This window comes from Streptomyces sp. TBY4 (assembly GCF_024213195.1).
Classification (GTDB): Bacteria; Actinomycetota; Actinomycetes; order Streptomycetales; family Streptomycetaceae; genus Streptomyces.
In genome coordinates this window covers 187,543-212,728 of the sequence record NZ_JANAVF010000013.1, presented here as the reverse complement: position 1 = coordinate 212,728, position 25,186 = coordinate 187,543, and the positions used below count along the sequence as shown (strand labels likewise).

The 25,186-nt window shown below is 73.3% G+C and carries 20 protein-coding genes; 4 read left to right on the top strand and 16 right to left on the bottom strand.

All coding sequences use genetic code 11. The features are described 5' to 3' along the window. Nucleotides 1–6 precede the first annotated feature (6 nt). The 8 genes from NLX94_RS27845 to rimP all read right to left on the bottom strand — a co-directional run bounded on the left by NLX94_RS27845 (nucleotide 7) and on the right by rimP (nucleotide 11,141). Entirely contained in the window at nucleotides 7–3,744 is a 3,738-nt protein-coding gene (locus tag NLX94_RS27845; protein ID WP_254385832.1) for a serine protease, read from the bottom strand. Nucleotides 3,745–4,014: 270 nt separating this feature from the next. After that, nucleotides 4,015–4,923, bottom strand: a complete 909-nt coding sequence (truB, locus tag NLX94_RS27840; protein WP_254385831.1) for a tRNA pseudouridine(55) synthase TruB — start codon at nucleotides 4,921–4,923, stop codon at nucleotides 4,015–4,017. Further along, nucleotides 4,920–5,369, bottom strand: a complete 450-nt coding sequence (rbfA, locus tag NLX94_RS27835) for a 30S ribosome-binding factor RbfA (protein WP_254385830.1) — start codon at nucleotides 5,367–5,369, stop codon at nucleotides 4,920–4,922. Before rbfA ends, truB begins: the two co-directional genes overlap by 4 nt. A gap of 27 nt (nucleotides 5,370–5,396) precedes the next feature. After that, nucleotides 5,397–5,690 (bottom strand): DUF503 domain-containing protein, encoded by a 294-nt coding sequence (locus tag NLX94_RS27830; protein ID WP_030161467.1) that lies wholly within the window; start codon nucleotides 5,688–5,690, stop codon nucleotides 5,397–5,399. Between the two features lie 163 nt (nucleotides 5,691–5,853). After that, a complete protein-coding gene (gene infB, locus NLX94_RS27825; RefSeq protein WP_254385829.1) occupies nucleotides 5,854–8,991 on the bottom strand; it encodes a translation initiation factor IF-2 in 3,138 nt (1,045 codons plus the stop codon). Nucleotides 8,992–9,142: 151 nt separating this feature from the next. Next, entirely contained in the window at nucleotides 9,143–9,430 is a 288-nt protein-coding gene (locus NLX94_RS27820; protein WP_254385828.1) for a YlxR family protein, read from the bottom strand. Nucleotides 9,431–9,597: 167 nt separating this feature from the next. Further along, nucleotides 9,598–10,641 (bottom strand): transcription termination factor NusA, encoded by a 1,044-nt coding sequence (gene nusA / locus NLX94_RS27815; protein ID WP_254385827.1) that lies wholly within the window; start codon nucleotides 10,639–10,641, stop codon nucleotides 9,598–9,600. A gap of 2 nt (nucleotides 10,642–10,643) precedes the next feature. Continuing rightward, nucleotides 10,644–11,141 carry a ribosome maturation factor RimP gene (gene rimP, locus NLX94_RS27810; RefSeq protein WP_254385826.1) on the bottom strand — a complete coding sequence of 166 codons (498 nt, stop codon included), beginning with the start codon at nucleotides 11,139–11,141 and terminating at the stop codon, nucleotides 10,644–10,646. Between the two features lie 165 nt (nucleotides 11,142–11,306). On the opposite strand from rimP, the gene NLX94_RS27805 reads away from it, so the two are divergent. From NLX94_RS27805 to NLX94_RS27790, 4 genes are read left to right on the top strand one after another with little or no spacing between them, the layout of a single operon-like run. After that, nucleotides 11,307–11,867 carry a hypothetical protein gene (locus NLX94_RS27805; protein WP_254385825.1) on the top strand — a complete coding sequence of 187 codons (561 nt, stop codon included), beginning with the start codon at nucleotides 11,307–11,309 and terminating at the stop codon, nucleotides 11,865–11,867. Next, complete coding sequence (locus NLX94_RS27800) at nucleotides 11,864–12,319, top strand: ferritin-like domain-containing protein (RefSeq protein ID WP_254385824.1); 456 nt, start codon at nucleotides 11,864–11,866, stop codon at nucleotides 12,317–12,319. The genes NLX94_RS27805 and NLX94_RS27800 overlap by 4 nt, the downstream gene beginning before the upstream one ends. A 52-nt stretch (nucleotides 12,320–12,371) precedes the next feature. Continuing rightward, nucleotides 12,372–13,274, top strand: a complete 903-nt coding sequence (locus NLX94_RS27795; RefSeq protein ID WP_254385823.1) for an aminoglycoside phosphotransferase family protein — start codon at nucleotides 12,372–12,374, stop codon at nucleotides 13,272–13,274. 50 nt (nucleotides 13,275–13,324) lie between these two features. Continuing rightward, nucleotides 13,325–14,158, top strand: coding sequence for a slipin family protein (locus tag NLX94_RS27790; RefSeq protein ID WP_254385822.1), 834 nt, complete (start codon nucleotides 13,325–13,327; stop codon nucleotides 14,156–14,158). Nucleotides 14,159–14,321: 163 nt separating this feature from the next. Here the strand turns inward: NLX94_RS27790 and NLX94_RS27785 are convergent, their stop codons facing one another. The 8 genes from NLX94_RS27785 to NLX94_RS27750 all read right to left on the bottom strand — a co-directional run bounded on the left by NLX94_RS27785 (nucleotide 14,322) and on the right by NLX94_RS27750 (nucleotide 25,133). Continuing rightward, on the bottom strand, nucleotides 14,322–16,025 hold the full coding sequence (locus tag NLX94_RS27785; RefSeq protein WP_254385821.1) for a proline--tRNA ligase: 1,704 nt from the start codon (nucleotides 16,023–16,025) through the stop codon (nucleotides 14,322–14,324). Nucleotides 16,026–16,095: 70 nt separating this feature from the next. Continuing rightward, the gene (locus NLX94_RS27780; protein ID WP_254385866.1) at nucleotides 16,096–16,665 is read right to left on the bottom strand and encodes a GNAT family N-acetyltransferase; all 570 of its coding nucleotides are present in this window, start codon (nucleotides 16,663–16,665) and stop codon (nucleotides 16,096–16,098) included. Nucleotides 16,666–16,763: 98 nt separating this feature from the next. Then, entirely contained in the window at nucleotides 16,764–17,609 is an 846-nt protein-coding gene (locus NLX94_RS27775) for a DUF4081 domain-containing GNAT family N-acetyltransferase (protein WP_254385820.1), read from the bottom strand. Between the two features lie 188 nt (nucleotides 17,610–17,797). Beyond that, a complete protein-coding gene (gene ispG / locus NLX94_RS27770) occupies nucleotides 17,798–18,955 on the bottom strand; it encodes a flavodoxin-dependent (E)-4-hydroxy-3-methylbut-2-enyl-diphosphate synthase (RefSeq protein ID WP_250749283.1) in 1,158 nt (385 codons plus the stop codon). A gap of 207 nt (nucleotides 18,956–19,162) precedes the next feature. After that, nucleotides 19,163–20,464 (bottom strand): RIP metalloprotease, encoded by a 1,302-nt coding sequence (locus tag NLX94_RS27765; protein ID WP_254385819.1) that lies wholly within the window; start codon nucleotides 20,462–20,464, stop codon nucleotides 19,163–19,165. Beyond that, nucleotides 20,461–21,714: a 1-deoxy-D-xylulose-5-phosphate reductoisomerase gene (gene dxr, locus NLX94_RS27760; RefSeq protein ID WP_254385865.1), complete on the bottom strand. Its 1,254-nt coding sequence runs from the start codon at nucleotides 21,712–21,714 to the stop codon at nucleotides 20,461–20,463. The genes NLX94_RS27765 and dxr overlap by 4 nt, the downstream gene beginning before the upstream one ends. A gap of 20 nt (nucleotides 21,715–21,734) precedes the next feature. Then, nucleotides 21,735–23,099, bottom strand: coding sequence for a hypothetical protein (locus NLX94_RS39095; RefSeq protein WP_302170531.1), 1,365 nt, complete (start codon nucleotides 23,097–23,099; stop codon nucleotides 21,735–21,737). Between the two features lie 63 nt (nucleotides 23,100–23,162). Next, nucleotides 23,163–25,133: an acyl-CoA dehydrogenase family protein gene (locus NLX94_RS27750; protein ID WP_254385818.1), complete on the bottom strand. Its 1,971-nt coding sequence runs from the start codon at nucleotides 25,131–25,133 to the stop codon at nucleotides 23,163–23,165. Nucleotides 25,134–25,186 lie beyond the last annotated feature (53 nt).

Below are 25,186 nucleotides of genomic sequence, written 5' to 3'. Positions count from 1 at the left end.
GCAGGTCTAAGACTGCCATGCCGGTGCCCGCGGCCCATCATCGGCGTCGTCCGGCGGGGAGGCGCTGTGTGCGAGGGTCCCGACGGTCCGGCGCGCACCCGGCCCCAGCAGCGCCGCCGCCTCCTGCGGCTCCCACTCCAGCCAGGAGGCCACGAGTGCGCCGAAGGCCGGTTCGGAGCGCGCCAGCTCGACCGTGCGCCGCTCGAAGACCGCCGGACCGCCCGGTGCCCGCAGCAGTTGGCGCCCGGTGCGCCGCAGCAGATCGCGGGTGCGGTCCGGCGCTCCGGTGGCCGCGCCCGCGGCCAGTGCGCCGAGGAAGGCATCGAGCACCGAAGGGTCGAGCTCCGCGCCCAGCAGCTCCTCGGCCAGCTCGCCGCGCAGGGTGTACGAGGCCTCCGTGCCCGGGGCGGCCAGTACGCCGGCCAGCGCGGCCCGTACCGGGGGCGGGCCGGAGCCCAGCAGCTCCCGTACGAGCGGGCGGAGCACGGGGGCGGCGGCCAGCCCCTGTTCGAGCCGCCGCTCCACGAACCCGGCGGCGTGCGCGGCGTCCTGCGGGTGCCGCGCGAGGTGGTCCCGTACGAGGTCGGCCGCGCGGCGTGCCAGGCCCGGCGTCGTCAGCGCGGCCAGTGCGCGCACCACCTCGCCGTCGGCCCGCTCCCGCAGGACGGCGAACACCGCGTCCGGGTCGGGCAGCACGGGGAGGGCGGCGACCAGCGCGGCGGCGGGCAGCCGGCGGCCGCGCGCGGGGTCGCGGAAGCAGGCGAGGGCCTCGGGGAGGTAGCGGGCCCGGACCTGGGGATCGCGGAGCAGCATCCCGAGGGCGCTGCCGTGCAGGGAGACGTCCCCGGGGCGGGCGAGGAGGGTCTGCGCGGCGTAGCGCAGCAGTTCGCGGTCGGCGGGGGTCCGCACGTGCGGGGCGGTGAGCGGCCCGTACGCGGCGGCCGCGACCCGGCGGCCGGGCCGCTCGTCGTGGGCCCAGCGGTCCACGGCCCGGCTCAGGGCGGAGGGCTCGTCCTCGGCGAGTACGGCGAGCAGCTCGTCGGCGCGGGGGTGCGCGGCGGTGACCAGCGCCTCCGCGAGGTCGTCTACGGCAAGGCCGCGGTGGGTGTGCAGCAGCGCCTGCGCGGCGGTGGCGACGGTGGCCCCGGGCCGCCCGAGCAGCCGCCGTTCGTCGCGGAACCAGCCGCACAGCAGCGGCTGCACCGTCAGCGGTGCCCGGACCAGCCGCCGGGCGGCGGCGTCGAGGAGCCGGTGGTCACGGGGCACCAGCCGCCGCAGCAGCTCGAACCGGTCCTCCTCGGCGATCCGCACCCGGGTCCAGAACCACGCCCCGAACTCCCCCTCGTCCCCCTCGTCCGGGTCCCCGGAGGCGGCGTCCGGCCGGCCGGCCGCGGTGGGCCCGCCCGCGGGGGTGCCCGGCGGGCACGGGTTCCCCAGGGCACCCGCGTACGCCGCGGATCCGGCCGGCGGGGAGGGAACCGGTCCGTGCTCCCCGGACGGCGCGGGCCCGGCCGGGTGCCCGGCGAGGGCGTGCAGGACCGGGAGGTACGGGGTGGCGTCGGGGGCGCGCAGCAGGGTCTCGGCGAGGAGGCGGGCGGCCCACCAGCGGGGCTCGGGGCCGACGGCCCCGTCGAGCGGGGCCACGAGCCGCTCCAGTGCGGCCGCCCGCTCCCCGGGCGGAAGCAGGCACAGGGCTTCCAGCACGGGACCGATGCGGTGGCGGGGGACGTCCCGGCCCAGGGTGTCCAGGGCCGCGGGCAGGTCCAGGTGCGCGGCCTGCACCCAGTCGGCGAGCTCCTCGTGGGCGAAGCGGTACCCCTCGCCGGCGGGCACGAGCAGCCCCTCGGTGAGCACCGCGGAGGCCCACCCCGACCGCCAGGGGAACAGTTCCTCGAAGGAGGCCCGGTCCAACTGCCCCTGGCCCGGCCCCAGACAGCGCCGGGCGGCTTCGTGCACCCGCCCGGCCACCCGTACGGCCAGCCGGCCCGCGCCGGGCCCGTACACCCCGGCCGTGTCGGTCCCGTCGGGTCTACGGGGCTGCGGGAGCGCGGCCGACACCCGTACGGCCACGCGGAGGCACAGCAGGTCCAGGTGCGCGGCGAACACCTCGTCACGCGACGGACTGCCCGCGGTGACCCCGGCCGCGCGGATCTCCGCGAGCAGCCGCAGCGTGAGCGGGTGGCGGGCGTCGGCTCCCGCGACGGCCTCGGCCGGGATCCCCAGCCGGGCCCGGAGCTGCGCCGCCTCCTCCGGGGCGAGATCGCCGACCGGCACCGCGGGCGGCAGCCGCCGGGCCGGCCTGGCGGGGAGGTGGAGCATCCGCTGCGGGTAGAGCCGCCCGGCCGACTCCCAGTACTCGGGCCGGGCCGCCACGGCCAGCCGGGCCCCGGTCGCCTCCAGCCAGGCGGCGGTGGCGGCGGTCCACGGCCCGGCCCGCCCGGCGAGCCGCGGCGGCATCTCCTCGGGCCCGTCCAGCACGACAAGCAGCCCCCGCCCGGCCAACCCCCCAACCGAAGCCGGCCCCACCACCACTTCGCCCCCGTGCACCACCCCGCACCCGAAGCCAGAACCGGGGCCGGAGCCGGACCCGGGGCCGGAGGCCGCCCCGGAACCGAAAGCGGAGCCAGAGCCGAAACCGGAGACAGCCCCGGAGGCGCAGACAGAGCCGGAGGTCCATCCGGGCCCGGAGTCGTATCCGGAGGCCGGGGCAGAGTCGGAGGCGGGCCCGGCGGGACACCCCGCAGCCGGGCCGTTTCCGGTCGGCGGCGCTCCCCCTGCTGCCGGGGCCGACCCCGCCCCCGGGCCCAGGTCCGGTACCTCCAGGATCCGCGCCGCCTCCGCCAGCGCACGCGCCACCGCGTCGGCCAGTGAGGTGTCCTCGGCGCGCAGGTCGGCGCCGCGGAGCCAGAGGGTCGGGGCCGGGCGCGGGCCGCGGGCGCGGCGGGCCGCCAGGGCGGCGAGGGCGGTCGTGCGGCCGGTGCCGGGGCGGCCGACCAGGGCGAGGACCGGGCGGTCCCCGGCGGTGAAGGCGTCCAGTTCGGCGGCGATCGCCGGGCGGTCCACCGGCTCCGGGCCCCCGGTGGCGAGGGCCGCGCCCAGGGTGGTCCCGGTGAGCTGCAGGGCTCCGGCGAGGTTCAGGTCGGGGCCGTAGCCCGGCACGGTGGCGGCATTGCGCTCCAGCAGCGCGGCGAGGGGCCCGCCCGGATCGGCGGCGGCCGCGGCGGCCAGCGGCACGGCGAGAGCCCCGGATCGGTGCTCCGTCTGCGGAGCGGTGCACAGGACCGCGAGCACCGCTCCGGTCCGGGCGTCCAGGACCGGACCCCCGCAGGGCTCGCCGCCGAGCCTCAGCGCGTCGCGGCCGTCGGTCCCGATGGCCAGGTCCACCAGGGCCGGGAGCGCGCCGGCTGCCCCGGCCGGGCCCAGCACCCGCGCCTGGCGCCAGCCCCGCGCGGACAGCCGTACGTAGGTCCCGGGAGCGATCACCCCCCGCGGCGCGACCGGCAGCGGCCGCACCCCGAGCCCGTCGCTCCGTACGAGCGCCAGCCCCAGCCCGGGCAGGGCGGTCACGTCCGAGGCCCCCGCGAGCCAGGTCCGCTCCCCCGGCGCCGGCCCGTGCAGGACCAGCCGGGCCAGTCCGTCCACCGCCTCGTGGCTGGTGAGCACCGTCCCGCGGTCGTCCGCGACGAACCCGCTCCCCCGCGGCCGCCCGGCGAGATCGCAGATCCTGATCAGTTCCGCCGTCACCGCACCACTCCCCGCCGCGCGTGCCCCGTAGGCACGACCGTAGGCCGGTGAAGATCAGCGGGAACAGCACGCGAGGCGAAAGCGCCCCCTTTCGCTCCCTCCATTCACTCCGAGCGCCTGCTCGGACGGGTGAATAAGGGGGGCCGGGTGGATAGAGACCTACCCGAGGGGGGTCGTGGAGCGGTGAGCAGCAGTCCTTGTGCGCTCACCGCTCCACGTCAAACAGAGCTCCACATCGAACAGAGCTCCACGTCAAACAGAGCCGACGCCTCAGGCGAAGACCGCCAGCGACTTCGCCTTGCCGCCCTTGCTCTCGACGAGCCCGAGCAGCTGCCCGTCCGGCCCGTAGACCGCGACCGCCTTGCCGGGCTCGTACTCGTCCGGCATGTCGATCCGCACGCCGTTCGCCAGCAGGGACGCCCGCCGGGCGTCGAGCTGCCAGCGCGGGAACGCGGCGGCGGCCGCGTCGCCGATCGGCATGACGGTCAGCTCCTCCTGGAGCTGGTCGAGCGTGCGCGCCCGGTCGATCTTGTACGGGCCCACCCGCGTGCGCCGCAGCGCCGTGAGGTGTCCGCCGACGCCGAGATCGGCGCCCAGGTCCCGGGCGAGCGCGCGGATGTACGTACCGCTGGAGCAGACCACGGAGACGACCAGGTCGACGACCTTGGTGCCGTCCTCGGCCTCCGCCTCGCGCATGTCGTACACCTGGAACGAGGAGACGGTCACCGGGCGGGCCGGGATCTCGAAGTCCTCGCCGTCGCGGGCGCGCTTGTAGGAGCGCACGCCCTTGATCTTGATGGCGCTGACCTTGGACGGGACCTGCATGATCTCGCCGGACAGCTTGGCGATGCCCGCGTCCACGCCCTCCCGGGTGACCCCGGTGGCGTCCGTGGACGAGGTGATCTCGCCCTCGGCGTCGTCCGTCAGGGTGTTCTGGCCCAGCCGGATGGTGCCGAGGTACTCCTTCTCCGTGAGCGCGAGGTGGCCGAGGAGCTTGGTGGCCTTCTCGACGCCCAGGACCAGCACGCCCGTCGCCATCGGGTCGAGCGTGCCGGCGTGGCCGACGCGGCGGGTCTTCGCGATCCCGCGCATCTTGGCGACCACGTCGTGCGAAGTGAATCCGGACGGCTTGTCGACGATGACCAGGCCGTCCGGAGTCTTCCCTGCGTTGGTGCTCATTCCGCGGCTGCGTCCTCGTCCTCGTCGCCCGGCTTCTTGTACGGGTCGGCGTCACCGGCGTACTGGGCGCCGGAGGACACCTCGCGCACCTGGGCGTCGGAGGTCCGCGCCTTCTCGAGGAGGTCCTCGATGGTCTTGGCGTTCTCCGGGAGGGCGTCCGCCACGAAGGTCAGGGTGGGCGTGAACTTGGTTCCCGCCGCCCGGCCGACCGCGGAGCGCAGAACGCCCTTGGCGCTCTCCAGGCCCGCTGCCGCACTGGCCCGGTCCTCGTCGTCGCCGTAGACCGTGTAGAAGACCGTGGCCTCCCGCAGGTCGCCGGTGACCCTGGTGTCCGTGATGGTCACGTGCGTACCGAGGCGGGGGTCCTTGACGCCGCGCTGCAGCTTCTCGGCCACCACCTCCCGGATGAGGTCCGCCAGCTTCTTCGCCCGCGCATTGTCGGCCACTGGTCCGTCTCCTTCTTCGTCTTGCGGTCAGTCTTCATCACCGTGGAGCCGCCGTCGTACCGACAGCAGCTCCACTTCCGGACGTGCCGCGACCAGCCGCTCGCAGCGGTCCAGTACATCCGAGAGGAACCCCGTGTCCCCACTCACCAGAGCGACCCCTATACGGGCCCTGCGGTGCAGGTCCTGGTCGCCCACTTCGGCCGCGCTCACAGAGAACTTGCGCTGGAGCTCGGCCACGATGGGCCGGACGACGGAGCGTTTCTCCTTCAGCGAGTGAACGTCGCCGAGGAGCAGATCGAAGGACAGAGTCCCCACGTACATGCAGTTCCGGATATCCCGCCGGTGCGGGTTCGGTGGCCTGCCGGCCGTCGCGCGGCAGGGTCATCAGAACCGTACACGCAACGGCCGGGGCCGATCGACGGATATTCCGCCGACCGGCCCCGGTGTTACAGCTGCCTACGACACGGTGCGAACCGCCTCGCGCTTACGCGCGGGGCTTCTCGCGCATCTCGTACGTCGCGATGACGTCGTCGATCTTGATGTCGTTGAAGGAACCGAGGTTGATACCACCCTCGAAGCCCTCGCGGATCTCGGTGACGTCGTCCTTGAAGCGGCGCAGACCGGAGATGGTGAGGTTCTCGGCGATGACCTTGCCATCGCGCAGGAGCCGCGCCTTGGTGTTGCGCTTGACCTCGCCGGAGCGGATGAGAACACCCGCGATGTTGCCCAGCTTGGACGAGCGGAAGATCTCGCGGACCTCCGCCGTACCGAGCTCGACCTCTTCGTACTCCGGCTTGAGCAGACCCTTGAGGGCCGCCTCGATCTCCTCGATGGCCTGGTAGATCACCGAGTAGTAGCGGACGTCGACACCCTCGCGGTCCGCCATCTGCGCGGCACGGCCGGCCGCACGGACGTTGTAACCGATGACGATGGCGTCGGAGCCCATCGCCAGCGAGATGTCGGACTCGGTGACCGCACCCACACCGCGGTGCAGGACGCGGATGTCGACCTCTTCGCCGACGTCGAGCTGGAGCAGCGAGGACTCGAGGGCCTCGACCGCACCGGACGCGTCGCCCTTGATGATGAGGTTGAGTTCCTGGACCAGACCGGCCTTGAGCACCGAGTCGAGGTCCTCGAGGGACACACGACGGACGCGCTTGGCGAAGTTGGCGTTGCGCTCACGCGCAGCACGCTTCTCGGCGATCTGACGAGCCGTACGGTCCTCGTCGACGACGAGGAAGTTGTCGCCGGCGCCGGGGACGTTGGTGAGACCCAGGACCAGGACGGGGGTCGACGGACCCGCTTCCTCGACGTTGTTGCCCTTGTCGTCGAGCATGGCGCGCACTCGGCCGTAGGCGTCGCCCACGACCATCGTGTCGCCGACGCGGAGGGTACCGCGCTGGACGAGGACGGTGGCGACGGCACCGCGGCCGCGGTCGAGGTGGGACTCGATCGCAATACCCTGAGCGTCCTGCTCCGGGTTGGCGCGCAGGTCGAGCGAGGCGTCGGCGGTGAGGACGACGGCCTCGAGCAGGGAGTCGATGTGCAGACCCTGCTTGGCGGAGATGTCGACGAACATCGTGTCGCCGCCGTACTCCTCGGCGACCAGACCGAACTCGGTGAGCTGACCGCGCACCTTGACCGGGTCGGCACCCTCGACGTCGATCTTGTTGACCGCGACGACGATCGGGACGCCGGCGGCCTTGGCGTGGTTGAGCGCCTCGATCGTCTGCGGCATGACGCCGTCGTTGGCCGCGACCACGAGGATCGCGATGTCGGTCGACTTGGCACCACGGGCACGCATGGCGGTGAACGCCTCGTGACCCGGGGTGTCGATGAAGGTGATCTTGCGCTCTTCATCGTTGACCGTGGCGCTGACCTGGTACGCACCGATGTGCTGCGTGATGCCGCCGGCCTCGCCCGCAACGACGTTCGTCTTGCGGATGGCGTCGAGGAGGCGGGTCTTACCGTGGTCGACGTGACCCATGACGGTGACGACCGGCGGACGCGGCAGGAGGAACTCCTCGCCGCCCTCGTCCTCGCCGAACTCGATGTCGAAGCCCTCGAGGAGCTCGCGGTCCTCTTCCTCCGGGCTGACGATCTGAACGACGTAGTTCATCTCGCCGGCCAGCATTTCGAGGGTCTCGTCGGAGACGGACTGCGTGGCCGTGACCATCTCGCCGAGGTTCATCATCACGGCGACGAGCGACGCCGGGTTGGCGTTGATCTTCTCCGCGAAGTCGGTGAGGGACGCACCGCGCGACAGGCGAACGGTCTCGCCGTGGCCGCGGGGCAGCATCACGCCGCCGACCGACGGGGCCTGCATGGCCTCGTACTCCTGGCGACGCTGGCGCTTGGACTTGCGACCACGACGCGCGGGACCACCGGGACGGCCGAAGGCACCCTGCGTGCCACCACGGGCACCGGGACCACCGGGACGCCCGCCGAAGCCGGGACGACCGCCGCCACCGGCACCCGCCGGACCGCCGCCGAAGCCGCCACCACCGGGACGGGGACCGCCGAAGCCGCCACCGCCGCCGGGACGCGAGCCCGGACCGGCCGGACGACCGGCGAAGCCGCCGCCCGCGGGACGACCGGCGCCACCGGCGCCGCCGGGACGGGGACCGCCCGCACCGGGACCACGGCCACCGGGGCCGCCACCGGGACGGGGACCGGGACCACCGGCAGCGGGACGCTGCGGCATCATGCCCGGGTTCGGACGGTTACCACCGGGAGCACCACCCGGACGCGGGGCGCCGCCCTGCGGACGGGGCATGCCGCCCGGGGTCGGACGACCCGCACCGGCACCCTGCGGACGCGGAGCGCCGCCGGGGCCGCCCTGCGGGCGGGGAGCACCCTGGCCGCCGCCGGCGCCGGGGGCACCGGGACGGGGGGCGCCGGCCGGACGGGGCGCCTGCGGGCGCGCCATGCCGGTGGAGCCACCAGAGGTGAAGGGGTTGTTGCCCGGACGGGGACCGGCCGGACGGGCGCCCTGCGGACGCGGAGCCTGGGCTCCGGGACCGGCGGGACGCTCGGTGCGCGCCGGAGCGGCACCGGCCGGACGCGGGGCGCCGGGACGGGCGCCGGGCTGGCCGCCCTGACCCTGGGCCGGACGCTGCTGCGCCGGACGGGGGCCGGGAGCCGCGGCGGCGGGACGCTCGGTGCGCGCCGGGGCGGCCGGAGCCGCCGGGGGCGCGGAGAACTCGGTCGCCACGGGAGCCGCCGGAGCGGGCTTCGGGGCGGCCGGAGCCTTGGGACCGGGACGCGGACCGCCGGGGGCGGCCGGGGTCACCGGGGCGGGCGCCGCGGCGGCCGGAGCCTCTGCGACGACCGGCTTGGGGGCCGGTGCGCCGGGCTTCGGCGCAGCGGGACGTGCGGGACCCGGGGTCGGTGCCCCGGGCTTGGCGGGCGCCGCGCTGCGGGGCGCGCCAGGCTTCGCAGGGGCCTTGCCGGCGCTGCCGCCGGGACCCTGCAATGCGTCGGTCAACTTGCGTACGACCGGCGCCTCGATCGTCGAGGACGCCGAACGGACGAACTCACCGAGTTCCTGGAGCTTGGCCATGACGACCTTGCTCTCAACTCCGAACTCCTTGGCGAGTTCGTATACCCGGACCTTAGCCACTTCGCTCCTTTTAGGTCCGGGTTACGCCGGACCGTCTCTACTTCATGCTCGTACTCATCGCGTACTCATCGAGGGGTGCTCATCGCAATCTCGACCTACTTCCAACTCGCGAGGTACCTGACCGCACGGTGATCCGTGCCGTACTACGTGCTTACGGTGTCGCCTCGGCCTCATCGGCCACGGCATGGTGCAATTCCGCCGTGTCGAGCGGTCCTGCGGACTTGAAGGCCCGGGGGAACGCCCTGCGGCGGACAGCCTGGTCGAGGCAGACCACGGCGGGGTGCACGTAGGCACCCCGGCCGGGCAGCGTACCGCGAGGATCGGAGACACATTTGTCACCGACCGCCACGATGCGCAGCAGATCGCTCTTGGCCGCTCGCTCCCGACACCCCACACAGGTGCGTTCGGGGCATGCGCGGGCTTGCGTCCGGCCAGACACGCTTAAGTCTACCTCCCCGTACCGACCTCACCCCTTCGGGCGAAAAATCGAACGGATGTTGTCGTGATCACCAGTGCCGGGTCCCGCCGCCGAAACCTCGGTGGCGGACAGCCGTGCACGTCGGACGTTCTTGTGTACCGCCCGGACAGCTCCGGGCGGTAGCGGTTTTATTCCCCGCGGCGGTCGTCGCGGCGCTCGCCGCGCTCGGCCCGGTCGCGGTCCTCGCCGTCCGAGGGCTGCTCGGTGTCGGGTCGGATGTCGATGCGCCAGCCGGTCAGGCGGGCGGCGAGGCGGGCGTTCTGGCCCTCCTTGCCGATGGCCAGCGACAGCTGGTAGTCGGGCACGGTCACCCGGGCGGACCGGGTGTCCCAGTCCACGACCTCGACCTTGCTCACCCGGGCGGGTGACAGGGCGTTGGCGACCATCTCCGCCGGGTCGTCCGACCAGTCGACGATGTCGATCTTCTCGCCGTGCAGCTCGGCCATCACGTTGCGCACGCGGCTGCCCATCGGGCCGATGCAGGCGCCCTTCGGGTTGAGGCCGGAGCGGTTGGCGCGGACGGCGATCTTGGTGCGGTGACCGGCCTCACGGGCGATCGCGCAGATCTCGACGCTGCCGTCGGCGATCTCCGGGACCTCCAGCGCGAACAGCTTCTTCACCAGGTTCGGGTGGGTGCGCGACAGGGTCACGGACGGACCGCGGACACCCTTCGCCACCCGCACGACGTACGACTTCAGGCGCAGTCCGTGCGTGTACTCCTCGCCGGGGACCTGCTCCTGCACCGGCAGCATGGCCTCCATCTTGCCGATGTCGACGAGGACGTTCTTCGGGTCCTTGCCCTGCTGCACCACGCCGGTGATGACATCACCCTCGCGGCCCAGGAACTCGCCGAAGGTCAGGTCGTCCTCGGCGTCGCGCAGACGCTGGAGGATCACCTGCTTGGCGGTCGTCGCGGCGATGCGGCCGAAGTCCGACGGGGTGTCGTCGAACTCCTTGGCCTCCTGGCCCTCTTCCAGGTCCCTCGGGTCCTCGGTCGCCCACACGATCACGTGACCGTTGGTGCGGTCGAGCACGACGCGTGCGCGCCGGAAGCTTCCCTCGGTGCGGTGGTACGCGATGAGGAGGGCCGACTCGATCGCCTCGACGAGCAGGTCGAAGGAAATCTCCTTCTCCCGGACCAGACCCCGCAGGGCACTCATGTCGATGTCCACGACTACGCCTCCTCTTCCTTCTTGTCCTTGCGGTTGAACTCGATCTCGACACGCGCCTTGGCGATGTCGGTGAACACGATGCGGCGGGCGGTCGCCTTGCGGCCCTTCACGCCCGGGACCTCCAGGTCCATGCCCTCGTCGTCTACGTCGAGGATGCGGGCGATCACTTCCCCGCCGTCCGACGTCTGGAACTTCACGAGGCGGCCGATCGCCCGGATGTAGTGACGGTGCTCGGTCAGCGGGCGGTCCGCGCCCGGCGAGCTCACTTCGAGGACGTACTCGTCGTCACCCATCACGTCGGTCTCGTCCAGCAGGTCCGAGACCTCGCGGCTCAGCTCGGCGCACGCGTCCAGCTCCACGCCGTCGTCGGAGTCCACGATGATGCGCAGCATCCGGCGCTTGCCCGCCTTCGAGGTCTCGATGTCCTCGAGGTCCAGGCCCTTGGCGGCGGCGAGCGGCTCCAGCAATGCGCGCAGCCTGTCGCTCTGGGTGGTGCTCATCCGGGTGACTCCTCGGCCGCGTGTGCTGTTGTGGTTTCCGTCGTGCGTCAGGTCAAAGGGTATCCGGTCGCGGAGGGTGTTGCCGTCCGCGCCGTGGCGGGGGCCCCGGGTACCGTGATCACAGCCTGCCCGCCATCACCCCTGCCAGCCCCGGAGGACGTCCCCGTGCCCTCGATCCTGCCGTCGCGAAGAGCCCTGCTCGCCGGTGCCGCGGGCGTCGCCGGAGCCGCGCTGCTCAGCGGTTGCTCCGACGGCGCGCCTCCCGCTGCGGACCCCGAGGTTCCACTCGAACGGCGGATGCGCGAGACGGCCGTTCGTGAGAGCGAGCGACTGCTGGAACGTTACGACGCCACGACCGCGGCCCATCCGGCCCTCGCGCAGCGCCTCGCACCGCTGCGCGCCTCGGTCGCCGCGCACGCTGCGGCCCTCGCGGACGGGGGCTCCACGACTTCCCGGCCCTCCCGCTCCGCCTCCTCCCCCGCGCCCTCCCCGGTCCCGTCCGGCGCCGCGGCCGCCGCTCCCCCCGTTCCCCCGGCCGCGCCGGTGCCCCCCGCGCCCGCCGAGGCGCTGACCGCGCTCGCGGACGCCGAGCGCAGCACGGCCGAGGCCCGGACGATCGCCCTGGGCGGTGCCCCCGGGGAGCTGGCCCGGGTGCTCGCCTCGGTGGCGGCGTGCGGCCACGTGCACGCGTACCTTCTGACCTCGACCCCGGGAGCCTCCTCGTGACCCCCGCCCCCTCCCCCGCCGCCCAGGTCCTGGAGGCGGCGCAGGCCGCGCTCGCCGCCGAGCACGCAGCGGCGTACGGCTACGGCGTGATCGGTGCCCGGACCGCGGCCGCCCGCTCCGCCGAGGCCCGCGAGGCCTACGGGGACCACCTCGCGCGCCGCGACGCGCTCGCCCGCACCGTGCGTGAGCTGGGAGGTTCCCCCCGCCCCTCGGAGGCCGCGTACACGCTGCCCTTCACCGTGCGCACGCCCGCCGACGCCCAGCGGCTGGCCGCCGGGATCGAGGACCGGGTGGCGGGCGCGTACTCCGATCTGGTGCGTGCCGCCGAGGGTCCGCTGCGCCGCGAGGCGGCCGACGCGCTGAGCGCCTCGGCCCTGCGGGCGGCACGCTGGCGCGGTGTCGGCGTAGCCTTCCCTGGGCTCACGGAACGCGCGGACACACCGCCGGCCTAGCGCGCAACGATGCGCGACGAGCCCGGGCACAGCTGAAAGGGACCACTCACGCATGGCTTTCGAACCGCCGCAGCGGCTCGTACGGGCGCTCGGCGAGCTGCCGGAATCGGCGCACCTCGCGCAGTGGCTGGGACAGCTCCCCGGGCTGGCGGAGGGCGCGCTGGCCCGGCGCGCGGTCCTGGCGCAGCGGGTGCAGGCCCCCGGCGGCCGCAGCAGCCTGGTCGTCCTCGTCCGGTACGCCGACGGGACCCCGGCCGCGCTGAAGCTGGCCCCGCCGGCGCTCCGGCCCGACCGGGAGCTGGCCGCGCTGGCGCACTGGGGCGGCTTCGGGGCGGTACGGGTCCTCGACACGCGCCACCACGAGGAGGACGGGGCGCTGCTGCTGGAGCGGCTGCACCCCGAGGTCTCGCTGCGCTCCCTCCCGGAGGCGAAGGCGCTGCTGGAGGCCTGCGGCACGCTGCGCAGGCTGTGGGTGGCCCCGGCGCCGGGGCACGGCTGGGAGACCGTCGCCGAGCGGACCGCCGAGCAGGCCGAGGTGCTCCGCAAGGCTCCCCCTGAGGCGGCGGAGCTGGCCTCGGCTGCGCTGTCTGCCCGTGAGGAGCTGCTGGCGGCGCCGGCCGAGGAGCTGCTGCTGCACGGGAACTTCCGGCAGGGCAAGGTCCTTTCCGGCGAGCGCGCTCCGTGGCTGGCGGTGGGCCCGGACCCTATGGTCGGCGAGCGCGCCTACGACCTGGCGCGGCTGGTACGGGACCGGCTGGAGGACCAGATGGCCTCCTCGGCGGGGGCCTCGGGCGCCCGGCGGCGGGTGAACAAGCTCGCGGACGCGCTGGAGGTGGACCGGGACCGGCTGCGGGGCTGGACGCTCTTCCGCGCGGTCGAATCGGGCAACCGGGCCCTGGCCGCGGGGCGGCGGCGGGACGCGGAGCTGCTGCTGGAGTTCGCGGGCTGGTTGTAGGGCATAACCCCTGTGGGGGGAGTGCCGACCGGCCCGGGCAGGAGGCCGCCATGGTCGAGGAACTGCTCACAGCGGGCGCCGTCGCGGGCGTCGGGATCGTGGCCTACCTGGGCGCCGCCGCCCGGGTGGTGAAGCAGTACGAGCGCGGCGTGGTCTTCCGGCTCGGCCGGCTGCGGGACGGCATCCGGGGGCCCGGCTTCACCTTCGTGGTCCCGGGCCTCGACCGGCTGCGCAAGGTCAACATGCAGATCGTGACGATGCCGGTGCCCGCGCAGGAGGGGATCACGCGGGACAACGTCACGGTGCGGGTCGACGCGGTCGTGTACTTCAAGGTGGTGGACGCGGCCAACGCGATCATCGAGGTCGAGGACTACCGCTTCGCCGTCTCCCAGATGGCGCAGACCTCGCTGCGGTCCATCATCGGCAAGTCCGACCTGGACGACCTGCTGTCCAACCGGGAGCAGCTCAACCAGGGCCTGGAGCTGATGATCGACAGTCCGGCGGTGGGCTGGGGCGTCCAGATCGACCGGGTGGAGATCAAGGACGTGTCGCTCCCCGAGACGATGAAGCGGTCGATGGCGCGGCAGGCGGAGGCCGACCGGGAGCGGCGGGCGCGGATCATCAACGCGGACGCGGAGCTCCAGGCGTCGAAGAAGCTGGCCGAGGCGGCGGAGGTCATGTCCGAGCAGCCGGCGGCGCTGCAGCTGCGTCTGCTCCAGACGGTCGTCGCCGTGGCGGCGGAGAAGAACTCCACCCTGGTCCTCCCCTTCCCGGTGGAACTCCTCCGCTTCCTGGAACGCGCAGCCCCTCCGCCCGCGGCGCCGCCGCCCCCGGCTCCCGCGGCCCCTCCGCCGGCGGCGGAGCCTGACGGCCGCCCGGGGTAGCCGCTGCGCGGGGCGAGGTCCCCTACCCGCCCTTCGCCCGTTCCCCGGGGCTCCGCCCCGGACCCCGCGCCTCAAACGCCGGCGGGGCTGGATTTATCCAGCCCGGGTCCGGGCAGCGCCCGGGGAACGGTGGAAGGGTGGGTAGGGGACCAGACCCGCAGGGCTACGGGGTCGCGGTCAGGCGGGACAGGGCTTCCGGCAGGGGGAGTTCCTCTCGGGTGCCGGAGCGGCGGTCCTGGAGCTCTACCACCGACTCCGCGGAGCGGCGTCCCGCGACCAGGATCCACGGGACACCGATCAGCTCCGCGTCCGTGAGCTTCACTCCCGGGGACAGCCCGGGCCGGTCGTCCAGGAGGACGCGGAGACCGGCCGCGGCCAGGGACTCCGCCGCCGACTCCGCGAGAGCGAGCGGCACCGCCTTCCCCGCCGCCACCACGTGCACATCGGCCGGAGCCACCGCCGCGGGCCAGCACAGCCCCCGCTCGTCCGCCGTCTGCTCGGCCAGCGCCGCCACCGCACGGGAGACGCCGATCCCGTAGGAGCCCATCGTGACCCGGACCGGCTTGCCCTGCGCCCCGAGGACGTCGAGCCCGAACGCGTCCGCGTACTTGCGGCCGAGCTGGAAGATGTGGCCGATCTCGATCGCCCGGTCCAGCCGCAGCCCCGCGCCGCAGGACGGGCAGGGGTCGCCCTCCTCGACGACGACCACGTCGAGGTACTGGTCCACCTCGAAGTCCCGGCCGCAGACCACGTTCCGGGCGTGGGTGTCGGGCCGGTTGGCCCCGGTCACCCAGGAGGTGCCCGGCGCGACGCGCGGGTCGGCGAGGTAGCGGACCTTCTCCAGGCCCTGCGGGCCCACGTAGCCACGTACGAGGTCGGGCCGGCCGGTGAAGTCCTCGGCCGTCACCAGTTCCACGACCGCCGGGGCCAGGTGCTCGCCGAGCTTGCCCAGGTCGACCTCCCGGTCCCCCGGTACTCCGACGGCGGTGATCTCGCCGTCGACCTTGACCAGGAGGTTCTTCAGGGTCGCGGAGGCCGGGACGCCGAGGTGCGCCGCCAGGGTCTCGATGGTGGGGGTGTCGGGGGTCGGGATCTCCTCCAGCGGGCCGTGGTCCCCCTGGACCGGGGTCAGGGCGAAGGTGACCGCCTCCGTGTTGGCCGCGTAGCCGCAGGAGGGGCAGTCCGCGAAGGTGTCCTCGCCGGCCGGGGCCGGTGCCAGGAACTCTTCCGACGCCGAGCCGCCCATCGCGCCGGACACCGCCGACACCACCCGGTGGTCGAGGCCGAGCCGCTCGAAGATGCGTACGTAGGCCTCGCGGTGGAGCCGGTAGGACTCGGCCAGGCCCTCGTCGGACACGTCGAAGGAGTACGAGTCCTTCATCTGGAACTCGCGGCCGCGCAGGACGCCCGAGCGGGGCCTCGCCTCGTCGCGGTACTTGGTCTGGATCTGGTACAGCATCACCGGCAGGTCCTTGTAGGACGTGCACTGGTCCTTGACCACCAGGGTGAAGATCTCCTCGTGGGTGGGGCCGAGGAGGTAGTCCGCGCCCTTGCGGTCCTTGAGCCGGAAGAGCAGGTCCCCGTACTCCGACCAGCGCCCGCTGACCTCGTACGGCTCCTTCGGCAGCAGCGCCGGGAGCAGCACCTCCTGCGCCCCGATCCCGTCCATCTCCTCGCGGACGATGCGCGAGACGTTGTCCAGGACCCGCTTGCCGAGCGGCAGCCAGCTCCACACGCCGGCCGAGCTGCGCCGGACGTAGCCGGCCCGGACCAGCAGGCGGTGGCTGAGGGTTTCCGCGTCGGCGGGGTCCTCGCGGAGGGTCTTGGCCATGAGGCGGGACATGCGCTGTACGTGTTGCGTCGACATGCCGGGAGGCTACCGGGGGCTCCGGGGGCCGCGGAAACCGTTTCACGGCCCCGCGGGGTCCGCCTCGGGGTCAGGGCCTGCGCAGCGGCAGCGGGGCGCCCATCACGGCGTACGGGAGGCTCGCGCTCGGGAAGAGGACCTGGCGGGCGAGGTCCGTGTAGCCGAGGGAGCGGTAGAGGCCGCGGGCGGGGCTTTCGGTGTCGATCGCGGAGAGGATCGAGCGCTCCTCGGCGGCGGTGTCGGTGATGAGGGTGATGAGGGCGCGGCCTACGCCCTTGCCCTGGAAGCCGGGGTGGACGTGGAGCTCGGTGATCACGAAGGAACCGTCGAGCCAGCTCTCGTGGCCGCCGGTCCGCAGGTAGGGCTCGACGACTCCGGACCACCAGTGCGCGCGGTCGTTGGGCATGCCGTAGACGAACCCGGCGAGCACCCCGTCCTCGGTGAACGCGCCGAGCGCGCGGGCGCCGCGGCAGGTCATGTGGCGCTGGACGATGTAGCGCCGGATGCCGACCTCCTCCTCGCTCAGCCCGAAGGCCATGGCCTGCACGCGCAGGGCCTCGTCGACCCGGGCGGCCAGGTCGAGGGGCCCGATGCGCAGTCCGGCGGGCCGGCCGGGGTCTTCTCCCGCGGGGGTTGGCATCATGCCGCGACCTTACTGGCCGACCGCGGGGTCGAACAGGAAGATCGGAAGGACGCTCGGAACGGGGTGCCCGGAACAGGACGCTCGGAACGGCGCGCTCAGAACAGCACGCTCATGAACGCGCCGACCTCGCGGAATCCGACCCGGTGGTAGGAGGCGCGGGCGGCGGTGTTGAAGTCGTTGACGTACAGGCTGACCACGGGGGCCACGTCCCGGAGCGCGTAGGCGACGACGGCGGCCATCCCGGTCTCGGAGTGCCCGCGGCCGCGGAACTCGGGGGCCACCCAGACGCCCTGGATCTGGCAGGCGCGGGCGGTCGCGGCGCCGATCTCGGCCTTGAAGACGACCTTGCCGTCCTCGACGCGGGCGAAGGAGCGCCCGCCGGCGACCAGCTCGGCGACCCGGGCCTGGTAGAGCAGGCCGCCGTCGCCGGTCATCGGGGAGATGCCGACCTCCTCGGTGAACATGGCCACGCAGGCGGGCATGATCAGGTCCATCTCGTCCTTGCGGATCCGGCGGACCCGGGGATCGGCGGCCACCGTGGTGGACTGCTGCTCCATGACCATGAGCGGCTGCCGGGAGCGGACGTCGCGGGCCGGGCCCCAGCTGGGCTCCAGGAGCTGCCAGAGCAGGCCCGTGGCCTCGGCGGGGCCCACGATGGAGGAGCAGCGGCGGCCGGTGCGCCGGGCGCGGTCCGCGAAGGCCCGTACCGCGTCGGGACCGGCGCCGACGGGCACCAGGTTGGCGCCGGCGTAGCAGAGGGAGCGGAGCTCGCCGTCGGCGTAGTAGCCCCACATCTCGCCGCCCAGGCGCCACGGATCGAGTCCGGCGACCTGGACCCGGGAGGTGACGAAGGCGTTCTCGACCGGCTCGCGGCCGAGGACGTCGAGCGCGGCGTCAAGATCACTGGGCTCAAGGACCCGGGTGGTGGTCTGCGTCAACACTGGGGCCTCACCATGCAAGTCTGCTGATCTCCGCACTGTACCCGGACCTGCTCCGAGATGCCCCCGAGGCCCCTCGGGCCCCTCCCGGACCGGGCCCGACCCGGGAGGCCGGGACCCGCATGCCGACGGGCCCGGGACCGCACCTGCGGTCCCGGGCCCGTCGCCGTTCACTCTGCTCCAGCGGGCTACTACACGCCGATCGCGACGGTCGGCTCGCCCGACATCACGCCGTCCTTCTCCATCTGCTCGGCGATCTTCATCGCCTCTTCGATGAGGGTCTCGACGATCTTCGACTCGGGAACGGTCTTGATGACCTCGCCCTTGACGAAGATCTGCCCCTTGCCGTTGCCGGAGGCGACGCCCAGGTCGGCCTCACGGGCCTCGCCGGGGCCGTTGACGACGCAGCCCATGACCGCGACGCGCAGCGGGACCTCCATGCCCTCCAGGCCCGCCGTGACCTCCTCGGCCAGCTTGTAGACGTCCACCTGCGCACGCCCGCAGGACGGGCAGGAGACGATCTCCAGACGGCGGGGCTTGAGGTTCAGCGACTCCAGGATCTGGATGCCGACCTTGATCTCCTCCACCGGCGGGGCCGACAGGGAGACGCGGATCGTGTCGCCGATGCCCTCGGAGAGCAGTGCGCCGAAGGCGACGGCGGACTTGATCGTGCCCTGGAACGCCGGGCCGGCCTCGGTGACGCCGAGGTGCAGCGGGTAGGTGCACTGGGCGGCCAGCTGCCGGTAGGCGTTGACCATGACCACGGGGTCGTTGTGCTTGACCGAGATCTTGATGTCGCTGAAGCCGTGCTCCTCGAAGAGGGAGGCCTCCCACAGCGCGGACTCGACCAGCGCCTCGGGGGTGGCCTTGCCGTACTTCTTCAGCAGTCGCGCGTCGAGCGAGCCGGCGTTGACGCCGATCCGGATCGGGGTGCCGGCGTCCTTGGCGGCCCGCGCGATCTCCTTGACCTTGTCGTCGAACTGCTTGATGTTGCCCGGGTTGACGCGGACGGCGGCGCAGCCCGCGTCGATCGCGGCGAACACGTACTTCGGCTGGAAGTGGATGTCGGCGATGACCGGGATGTTCGACTTCTTCGCGATCACGGCGAGCGCGTCGGCGTCGTCCTGCGTCGGGCAGGCCACACGGACGATGTCACAGCCGGACGCGGTCAGCTCCGCGATCTGCTGGAGCGTGGCCCCGATGTCGGAGGTCCTGGTGGTGGTCATCGACTGCACGGAGATCTGGGCGTCCCCGCCGACGGCGACCGAGCCGACCTGGATCTTGCGACTGAACCTGCGCTCGGCCAGCTTCGTCGGCACGGCGGGCATTCCGAGAGAGATGGCAGTCATCTGCTGTGCAACCCCAAGGTGTGGATATAGGTGCCGGGATCGGCGGGCTCCGACCTCCGAGATTACGCCAACCGGCACGCCTCCCGTGCATCACAGGTCGCGTGCCACTCGAACGTACGGAGCCGGGCACGATGCGTGCCCGGCTCCGGCGTGCGTGCTGTAGGGACGGCCCGCGGGAGGTCCCGCGGGTCTTCCGGCTCGGCCGATTCAGGTGATCTTGATGGGGTTGACCACGTCCGCGGCCAGCACCAGCAGGGTGAAGCAGAGGAAGACTCCGGCCACCACGTACGCGGCGGGCATCAGCTTCGCCACGTCGAAGGGGCCCGGGTCGGCGCGCCGGAAGACCCGGGCGAAGGCCCGCCGCACCGACTCCCACAGGGCGCCCGCGATGTGCCCGCCGTCCAGCGGCAGCAGGGGCAGCATGTTGAACAGGAAGAGGGAGAGGTTGAACATGCCCAGGACGTTCAGCATGATCGACATCCGCTGCTCGCTCGGGATGTCCAGGGTCGCGATCTCCCCGTTGATCCGGGCCGCGCCGACGATGCCCATCGGGGAGTCGGGCTCGCGCTCGGCTCCGTTGAAGACCGCGTTCCACAGGGCCGGGATCTTGCTCGGGAGCTGGGCCAGGCCCTGCACGCTGGCCTCGACGACCTCGCCGACCCGGTCCGCGGACTGGGCGAAGGTGAGCGGGGCGATCACGGACTTCGGGCCGACGCCGAGGTAGCCGGCCGAGACGTACTCGCCCTTGACGTAGCCGCCGTGGCCATCGGTCTTGCCCACCCGGTTCTCCACGAGGTCCGCGTGGAGGGTCAGCTTCTGCCCGTCGCGCAGGACGGTGAGGGTGGCCGGTCCGATGGTGCCCCGGATGTTCTTCTGGAGGGTGCCCCAGTCCTCGACCGGCTTGCCCTGGAAGGCCACGATCTTGTCGCCGACCTGCAGGCCGGCGGCCTTGCCGGGGGCCGCCGGGTCGCCGGCCCGGCACTCGTCGCGGTTCTCGCTCTGCTTGATGACGCAGTCGGTGACGGTCTGGACCTGCGTGGTCGTCTGCTGCACCCCGAAGGTCATCCACACACCGAAGAAGATCGCCATCGCCAGGACCAGGTTCATGAACGGTCCGGCGAACATCACGATCACGCGCTTCCACGGCTTGCGCGTGTAGAAGAGCCGCGATTCGTCGCCCGGCTGCAGTTCCTCGTACGCCGCCGAGCGCGCGTCCTCGATCATCGAGCGGAACGGCGACGTGGAGCGGGCGGTGACCTTGCCGTCCTCACCCGGCGGGAACATCCCGATCATGCGGATGTATCCGCCCATGGGGATGGCCTTGAGCCCGTACTCCGTGTCGCCCTTCTTGCGCGACCAGATGGTCCGGCCGAAGCCGACCATGTACTGGGGCACGCGGATGCCGAAGAGCTTGGCCGTGGAGAGGTGGCCGAGCTCGTGCCAGGCGATCGAGAAGAGCAGCCCTACGACGAAGACGAGCACGCCGATCAGGGTCAGCAGTACGGTCATGCGCGCGCCTCCAGGGCGGCCCGTGCCGCCATCTCCTGTGCCCGGGCCCTGGCCCAGGTCTCCGCTTCAAGGACGTCCGTGACCGTGAGGGAAGTTCCCCGGGCCGGGGTCCCGTGCTCGTCGACCACGGCTGCGACCGTATCCATGATTGCTGTGAACGGGAGCCGACCGGCCAGGAACGCCTCTACGCACTCCTCGTTCGCCGCATTGAACACGGCGGGCGCGGTCCCGCCGAGCGCGCCGACGTGCCGGGCCAGGCCCACCGCCGGGAAGGCCTCGGTGTCCAGCGGGAAGAACTCCCAGGTGGACGCCTTGGTCCAGTCGAAGGCGGTGGACGCGTCCGGGACCCGCTGGGGCCAGCCGAGGCCGATGGCGATCGGTCCGCGCATGTCCGGCGGGGTCGCCTGGGCCAGCGTGGAGCCGTCCGTGAACTCCACCATGGAGTGCACGTAGGACTGCGGGTGGACCACGACCTCGATCCGCTCGAAGGGGATGTCGTAGAGCAGGTGCGCCTCGATGACCTCCAGGCCCTTGTTGACCAGGGTCGCCGAGTTGACGGTGATCACCGGGCCCATCGCCCAGGTCGGGTGGGCCAGGGCGTCCTGCACGGTGACCGAGGCCAGCTCGGCGCGGGTGCGGCCGCGGAAGGGCCCGCCGGAGGCGGTGACCACGAGCTTGCGCACCTCCGCGCGGGTGCCCGCGGCGAGGGCCTGGAAGAGGGCCGCGTGCTCGGAGTCGACCGGGATGATCTGGCCCGGCTCCGCCAGGGCCTTCACCAGCGGGCCGCCCACGATCAGCGACTCCTTGTTCGCGAGGGCCAGGGTCCGCCCGGCCCGCAGCGCGGCGAGGGTGGGCGCCAGGCCGATGGAACCGGTGATGCCGTTGAGCACGGTGTGGCACTCGGAGGCGGCAAGCTCGGCCGCCGCGTCCGGTCCGGCGAGGATCTCGGGCAGCGGCTCGCCTGCGCCGTACTCGGCCTGCAGCGCCTCCTTGAGGGCCGGTGCGACGTCTTCGCGCGCGACGGCCACGGTCTTCACGCGCAGCAGCCTGGCCTGCTCGGCCAGCAGCGCGACCCGGCCGCCGGCGGCGGACAGGGCCGTGACCCGGAAGCGGTCCGGGTGGCGCAGGGCGAGGTCGATGGCCTGCGTCCCGATGGACCCGGTGGAGCCGAGGATGACGATGTCCCGACGGCCGGCCGCGGGGTCGAAGAGGAGGTGCGGATCGGCGAGGGGGGATGGGCGGTCGCTCATGGACCCATTGTTGCCGCAACTCAGGGGCGTTTGGACACGGAGTCCCCCTGAATCACCACGGCGAGCAGCTCGGGCAGCGTCCCGGCGAACGCGGGCAGGGCGCAGGCGGCGCGCCACCAGGCTTCGGCGTCGGCGCCGAGGGCCGCCGCGAACAGCCGGTCCGCCTCGGCGGCGGCCGCCAGCACCGGGCCGGGCAGGTTGTTGCGGTCGGGGTGCTCGATGCGGCCGAGCCACTGGTCCGGATCCAGGGCCCAGGAGGCGGGCACCTTGTGGCGGAGCACGTCGGTGCCGGTGAGCAGCCCCTCGGCCAGGCCGTGGCGGACGGCACTGATGTCGTCGCCGAGGTCGGGCAGCGGGAGCGAGAGCCCGGCCAGGGCCAGCTCGCGGTCGATGCTGCCCGGGGGTTCGGCCGCTCCCGCCGCGAGCGACTCCACGGCCTCGGTGAGCCCGTGCACCCCGGGTATTCCGGGGAACCCCCGCGGCCCGGCGGCCTCGGTCATCACAGCCGCGGCCGGCGCCGGTACGGTGCCCGCGGCCACGGCGCGCGCCAGCTCGGGCAGGGTGCCGGGGAACCCCGGTGCGTGCCGCAGGAGCTCGGCCCACAGCCGCGGGTCGTCCCCGAGTACGGGGCGCAGCACGCGGGTGACGGCCGATCGCAGCTCGGTGCGCTCCTGGAGGCACCAGCGCAGCGCGTCGCGGTCCTGGCGGCCGGTGAGCAGCAGGGTGCGGTGGGCCGGGGCGACGTGGGCGACGAGTTCGTCCATGGTGGCCAGGCCCATCCGGACGGCCCGTACCGCCGGGCGCCCCCACCAGCGCCCGTACGAGACCGCGGCCCGGGTGTCGAGCAGGGCCAGGCAGACGCCGAGCGGCAGCCCGCCGGTCAGCAGCAGCGCCTCGACGGAGCCGGGCGGCAGCGGGGCGCGGGCGTGCTCGCGCAGCAGGACCGCGTGTTCGAGGGTGTGCGGGAGGCTCAGCACGTCGAGCGGGACCCGCGGGCGGTGGCTTCCGTAGAGGCGCAGCAGTCCGATGAGCTCCTCGCTGGTCAGGGGCGGTCCCAGGGGGCGGCCGAGTTCCTTGGCGAGGGTGTCGAGCAGTCCCGGCGTGGGGGTGCGCCCGGCGGCGTAGATGCGGGCTCCGGGCAGGCCCGGGAGCGGGCGGCCGAGGACCTCCGGGTTGCGGGCGATGGTGCGGCGGTCCTCGTCGGTGCCGTGGCGCAGCAGCAGGGTGACGGCGGAGGCGGTCAGGTCATGGTCGCGGCACAGGAAGCGCCGGGTGGGCGCGTCGAGGCGCGCGAGGAGGCTGGAGGCGACGTCGTCCGGTGCGTGGCGCAGCAGCAGCGCCACGCACCAGGCGAGCCGCCTGCTCTCCCTGTCCGCCTGCTCCATATGCATCCGATTCCCCGTCTCAGCGCGCGTACGCCTCTCCGGCGTACGCGCGATGATCTCAACTCACCGCAGGGGCCGGTGCACGTTTTTTCGCGTGGAGGGGCCGGGGGTGGCGTCGGCGATCCACGGGCCGTCGCCGGAGGGGTCGAGGACGCCCTCCTCCAGCCAGGTGTAGGTGCCGGACAGGACCCCGGCCACGACCTTGCGGTCCAGGTCGTCGGTGTTGTCCCAGAGCCGCCCGAAGAGCTCCTCCACGCGGAGCCGGGACTGCCGGCAGAAGGCGTCGGCCAGCTGGTAGGCCTCGCGGCCGTGCTCGCCGGAGGCCCGCAGGTGCTCGGCGCGCACGCAGGCCGCGCTCATCGCGAAGAGCTCGGCGCCGATGTCGACGATCCGGCCGAGGAAGCCCTGCTTGGTCTCCATCCGGCCCTGCCAGCGGGACATGGCGTAGAACGTCGACCGGGCGAGTTTGCGCGAGCCTCGCTCGACATAGCGCAGATGGGTGGCGAGGTCGGGGTGGCCGGCCGGGTGGAAGGCCCGGTAGGTGCCGGGGACCTGGCCGGCGCCGGTGGCGAGCTGGGGCAGCCAGCGGGCGTAGAACCCGGCGGCGCGGGCGCCCGCCTTCGCCTTGTCGCCCAGGGCCTTCTCCGGGTCGATGAGGTCGCCGGCCACCGACAGGTGGGCGTCCACGGCCTCGCGGGCGATCAGCAGGTGCATGATCTCGGTGGATCCCTCGAAGATCCGGTTGATGCGCAGGTCGCGCAGCATCTGTTCGGCCGGGACGGCCCGCTCGCCACGGGCGGCCAGCGATTCGGCGGTCTCGAAGCCGCGCCCGCCGCGGATCTGGACCAGTTCGTCGGCCATCAGGCAGGCCATCTCGGAGCCGTAGAGCTTGGCGAGGGCGGCCTCGATGCGGATGTCGTTGCGGTCCTCGTCGGCCATCTGGGAGGCCAGGTCGACCACGGCCTCCAGGGCGAAGGTGGTGGCCGCGATGAAGGAGATCTTGGCGCCGACGGCCTCGTGCAGCGCGACCGGCCTCCCCCACTGCTCCCGTACGCCCGACCACTCGCGGGCGATCTTCAGGCACCACTTGCCCGCGCCCACGCACATGGCGGGCAGCGACAGCCGGCCGGTGTTCAGCGTGGTCAGCGCGATCTTCAGGCCGGCTCCCTCGGCGCCGATGCGCTGGGCGGCCGGGACCCGTACCTGGTGGAAGCGGGTGACGCCGTTCTCCAGGCCGCGCAGGCCCATGAAGGCGTTGCGGTGCTCGACGGTGATGCCCGGCGAGTCGGCCTCGACGACGAAGGCGGTGATCCCGCCGCGGTGGTTCTCGCTCCTGGGGACCCGGGCCATGACGACGAGCAGGTCGGCGACGACCCCGTTGGTGGTCCAGAGCTTCACCCCGTCCAGGACGTACGCGTCCTCCCCGTCCGGGACCGCCGTGGTGGCGAGCCGTGCCGGGTCGGAGCCGACGTCGGGCTCGGTGAGGAGGAAGGCGCTGATGGCGGTGGTCGCGCAGCGCGGCAGGTAGGCGTCCTTCTGCTCCTGCGTGCCGAACATCTTCAGCGGCTGGGGCACGCCGATCGACTGGTGGGCGGAGAGCAGGGCGCCGATGGCCGGACTGACGGAGCCGACGAGGGCGAGCGCCTTGTTGTAGTACACCTGGGTGAGGCCGAGGCCCCCGTACTTCGGGTCGATCTTCATGCCGAGCGCGCCGAGCTCCTTGAGCCCGCGCACGGTCTCGTCGGGGATCTTCGCCTCGCGCTCGATGCGCGCCCCGTCGATGGACGTCTCGCAGAACTCCCGCAGCCGGGCCAGGAAGGCCTCGCCGCGCCGGACGTCCTCCTCGGCGGGGAGCGGGTGGGGGTGGATCAGGTCCAGCCGGAACCGCCCGAGGAACAGCTCCTTGGCGAAGCTCGGCCGCTGCCAGTTCTGTTCCCGGGCCGCTTCCGCGACCTGCCGTGCCTCGCGCTCGGTCACCTTGGGCTGTGCGGGCTGTGCGGGCGGAACGGGCTGTGCGGGCTGTGTTGCGGACATGAGCGGGCTCACCTCGCCGCCGAGAGAGGGGGTGCTTACCGGTGGGTGCTACC

Coding starts and splice junctions, on each gene's coding strand:
- truB (WP_254385831.1), bottom strand. CDS start 4,923: ATGAGCACCAACGCAGGGAAGACTCCGGACGGCCTGGTCATCGTCGAC.
- NLX94_RS27830 (WP_030161467.1), bottom strand. CDS start 5,690: ATGTACGTGGGGACTCTGTCCTTCGATCTGCTCCTCGGCGACGTTCAC.
- rimP (WP_254385826.1), bottom strand. CDS start 11,141: ATGAGCACCACCCAGAGCGACAGGCTGCGCGCATTGCTGGAGCCGCTC.
- NLX94_RS27795 (WP_254385823.1), top strand. CDS start 12,372: ATGGCTTTCGAACCGCCGCAGCGGCTCGTACGGGCGCTCGGCGAGCTG.
- NLX94_RS27790 (WP_254385822.1), top strand. CDS start 13,325: ATGGTCGAGGAACTGCTCACAGCGGGCGCCGTCGCGGGCGTCGGGATC.
- NLX94_RS27785 (WP_254385821.1), bottom strand. CDS start 16,025: ATGTCGACGCAACACGTACAGCGCATGTCCCGCCTCATGGCCAAGACC.
- NLX94_RS27780 (WP_254385866.1), bottom strand. CDS start 16,665: ATGCCAACCCCCGCGGGAGAAGACCCCGGCCGGCCCGCCGGACTGCGC.
- ispG (WP_250749283.1), bottom strand. CDS start 18,955: ATGACTGCCATCTCTCTCGGAATGCCCGCCGTGCCGACGAAGCTGGCC.
- NLX94_RS27765 (WP_254385819.1), bottom strand. CDS start 20,464: ATGACCGTACTGCTGACCCTGATCGGCGTGCTCGTCTTCGTCGTAGGG.
- dxr (WP_254385865.1), bottom strand. CDS start 21,714: ATGAGCGACCGCCCATCCCCCCTCGCCGATCCGCACCTCCTCTTCGAC.
- NLX94_RS39095 (WP_302170531.1), bottom strand. CDS start 23,099: ATGGAGCAGGCGGACAGGGAGAGCAGGCGGCTCGCCTGGTGCGTGGCG.
- NLX94_RS27750 (WP_254385818.1), bottom strand. CDS start 25,133: ATGTCCGCAACACAGCCCGCACAGCCCGTTCCGCCCGCACAGCCCGCA.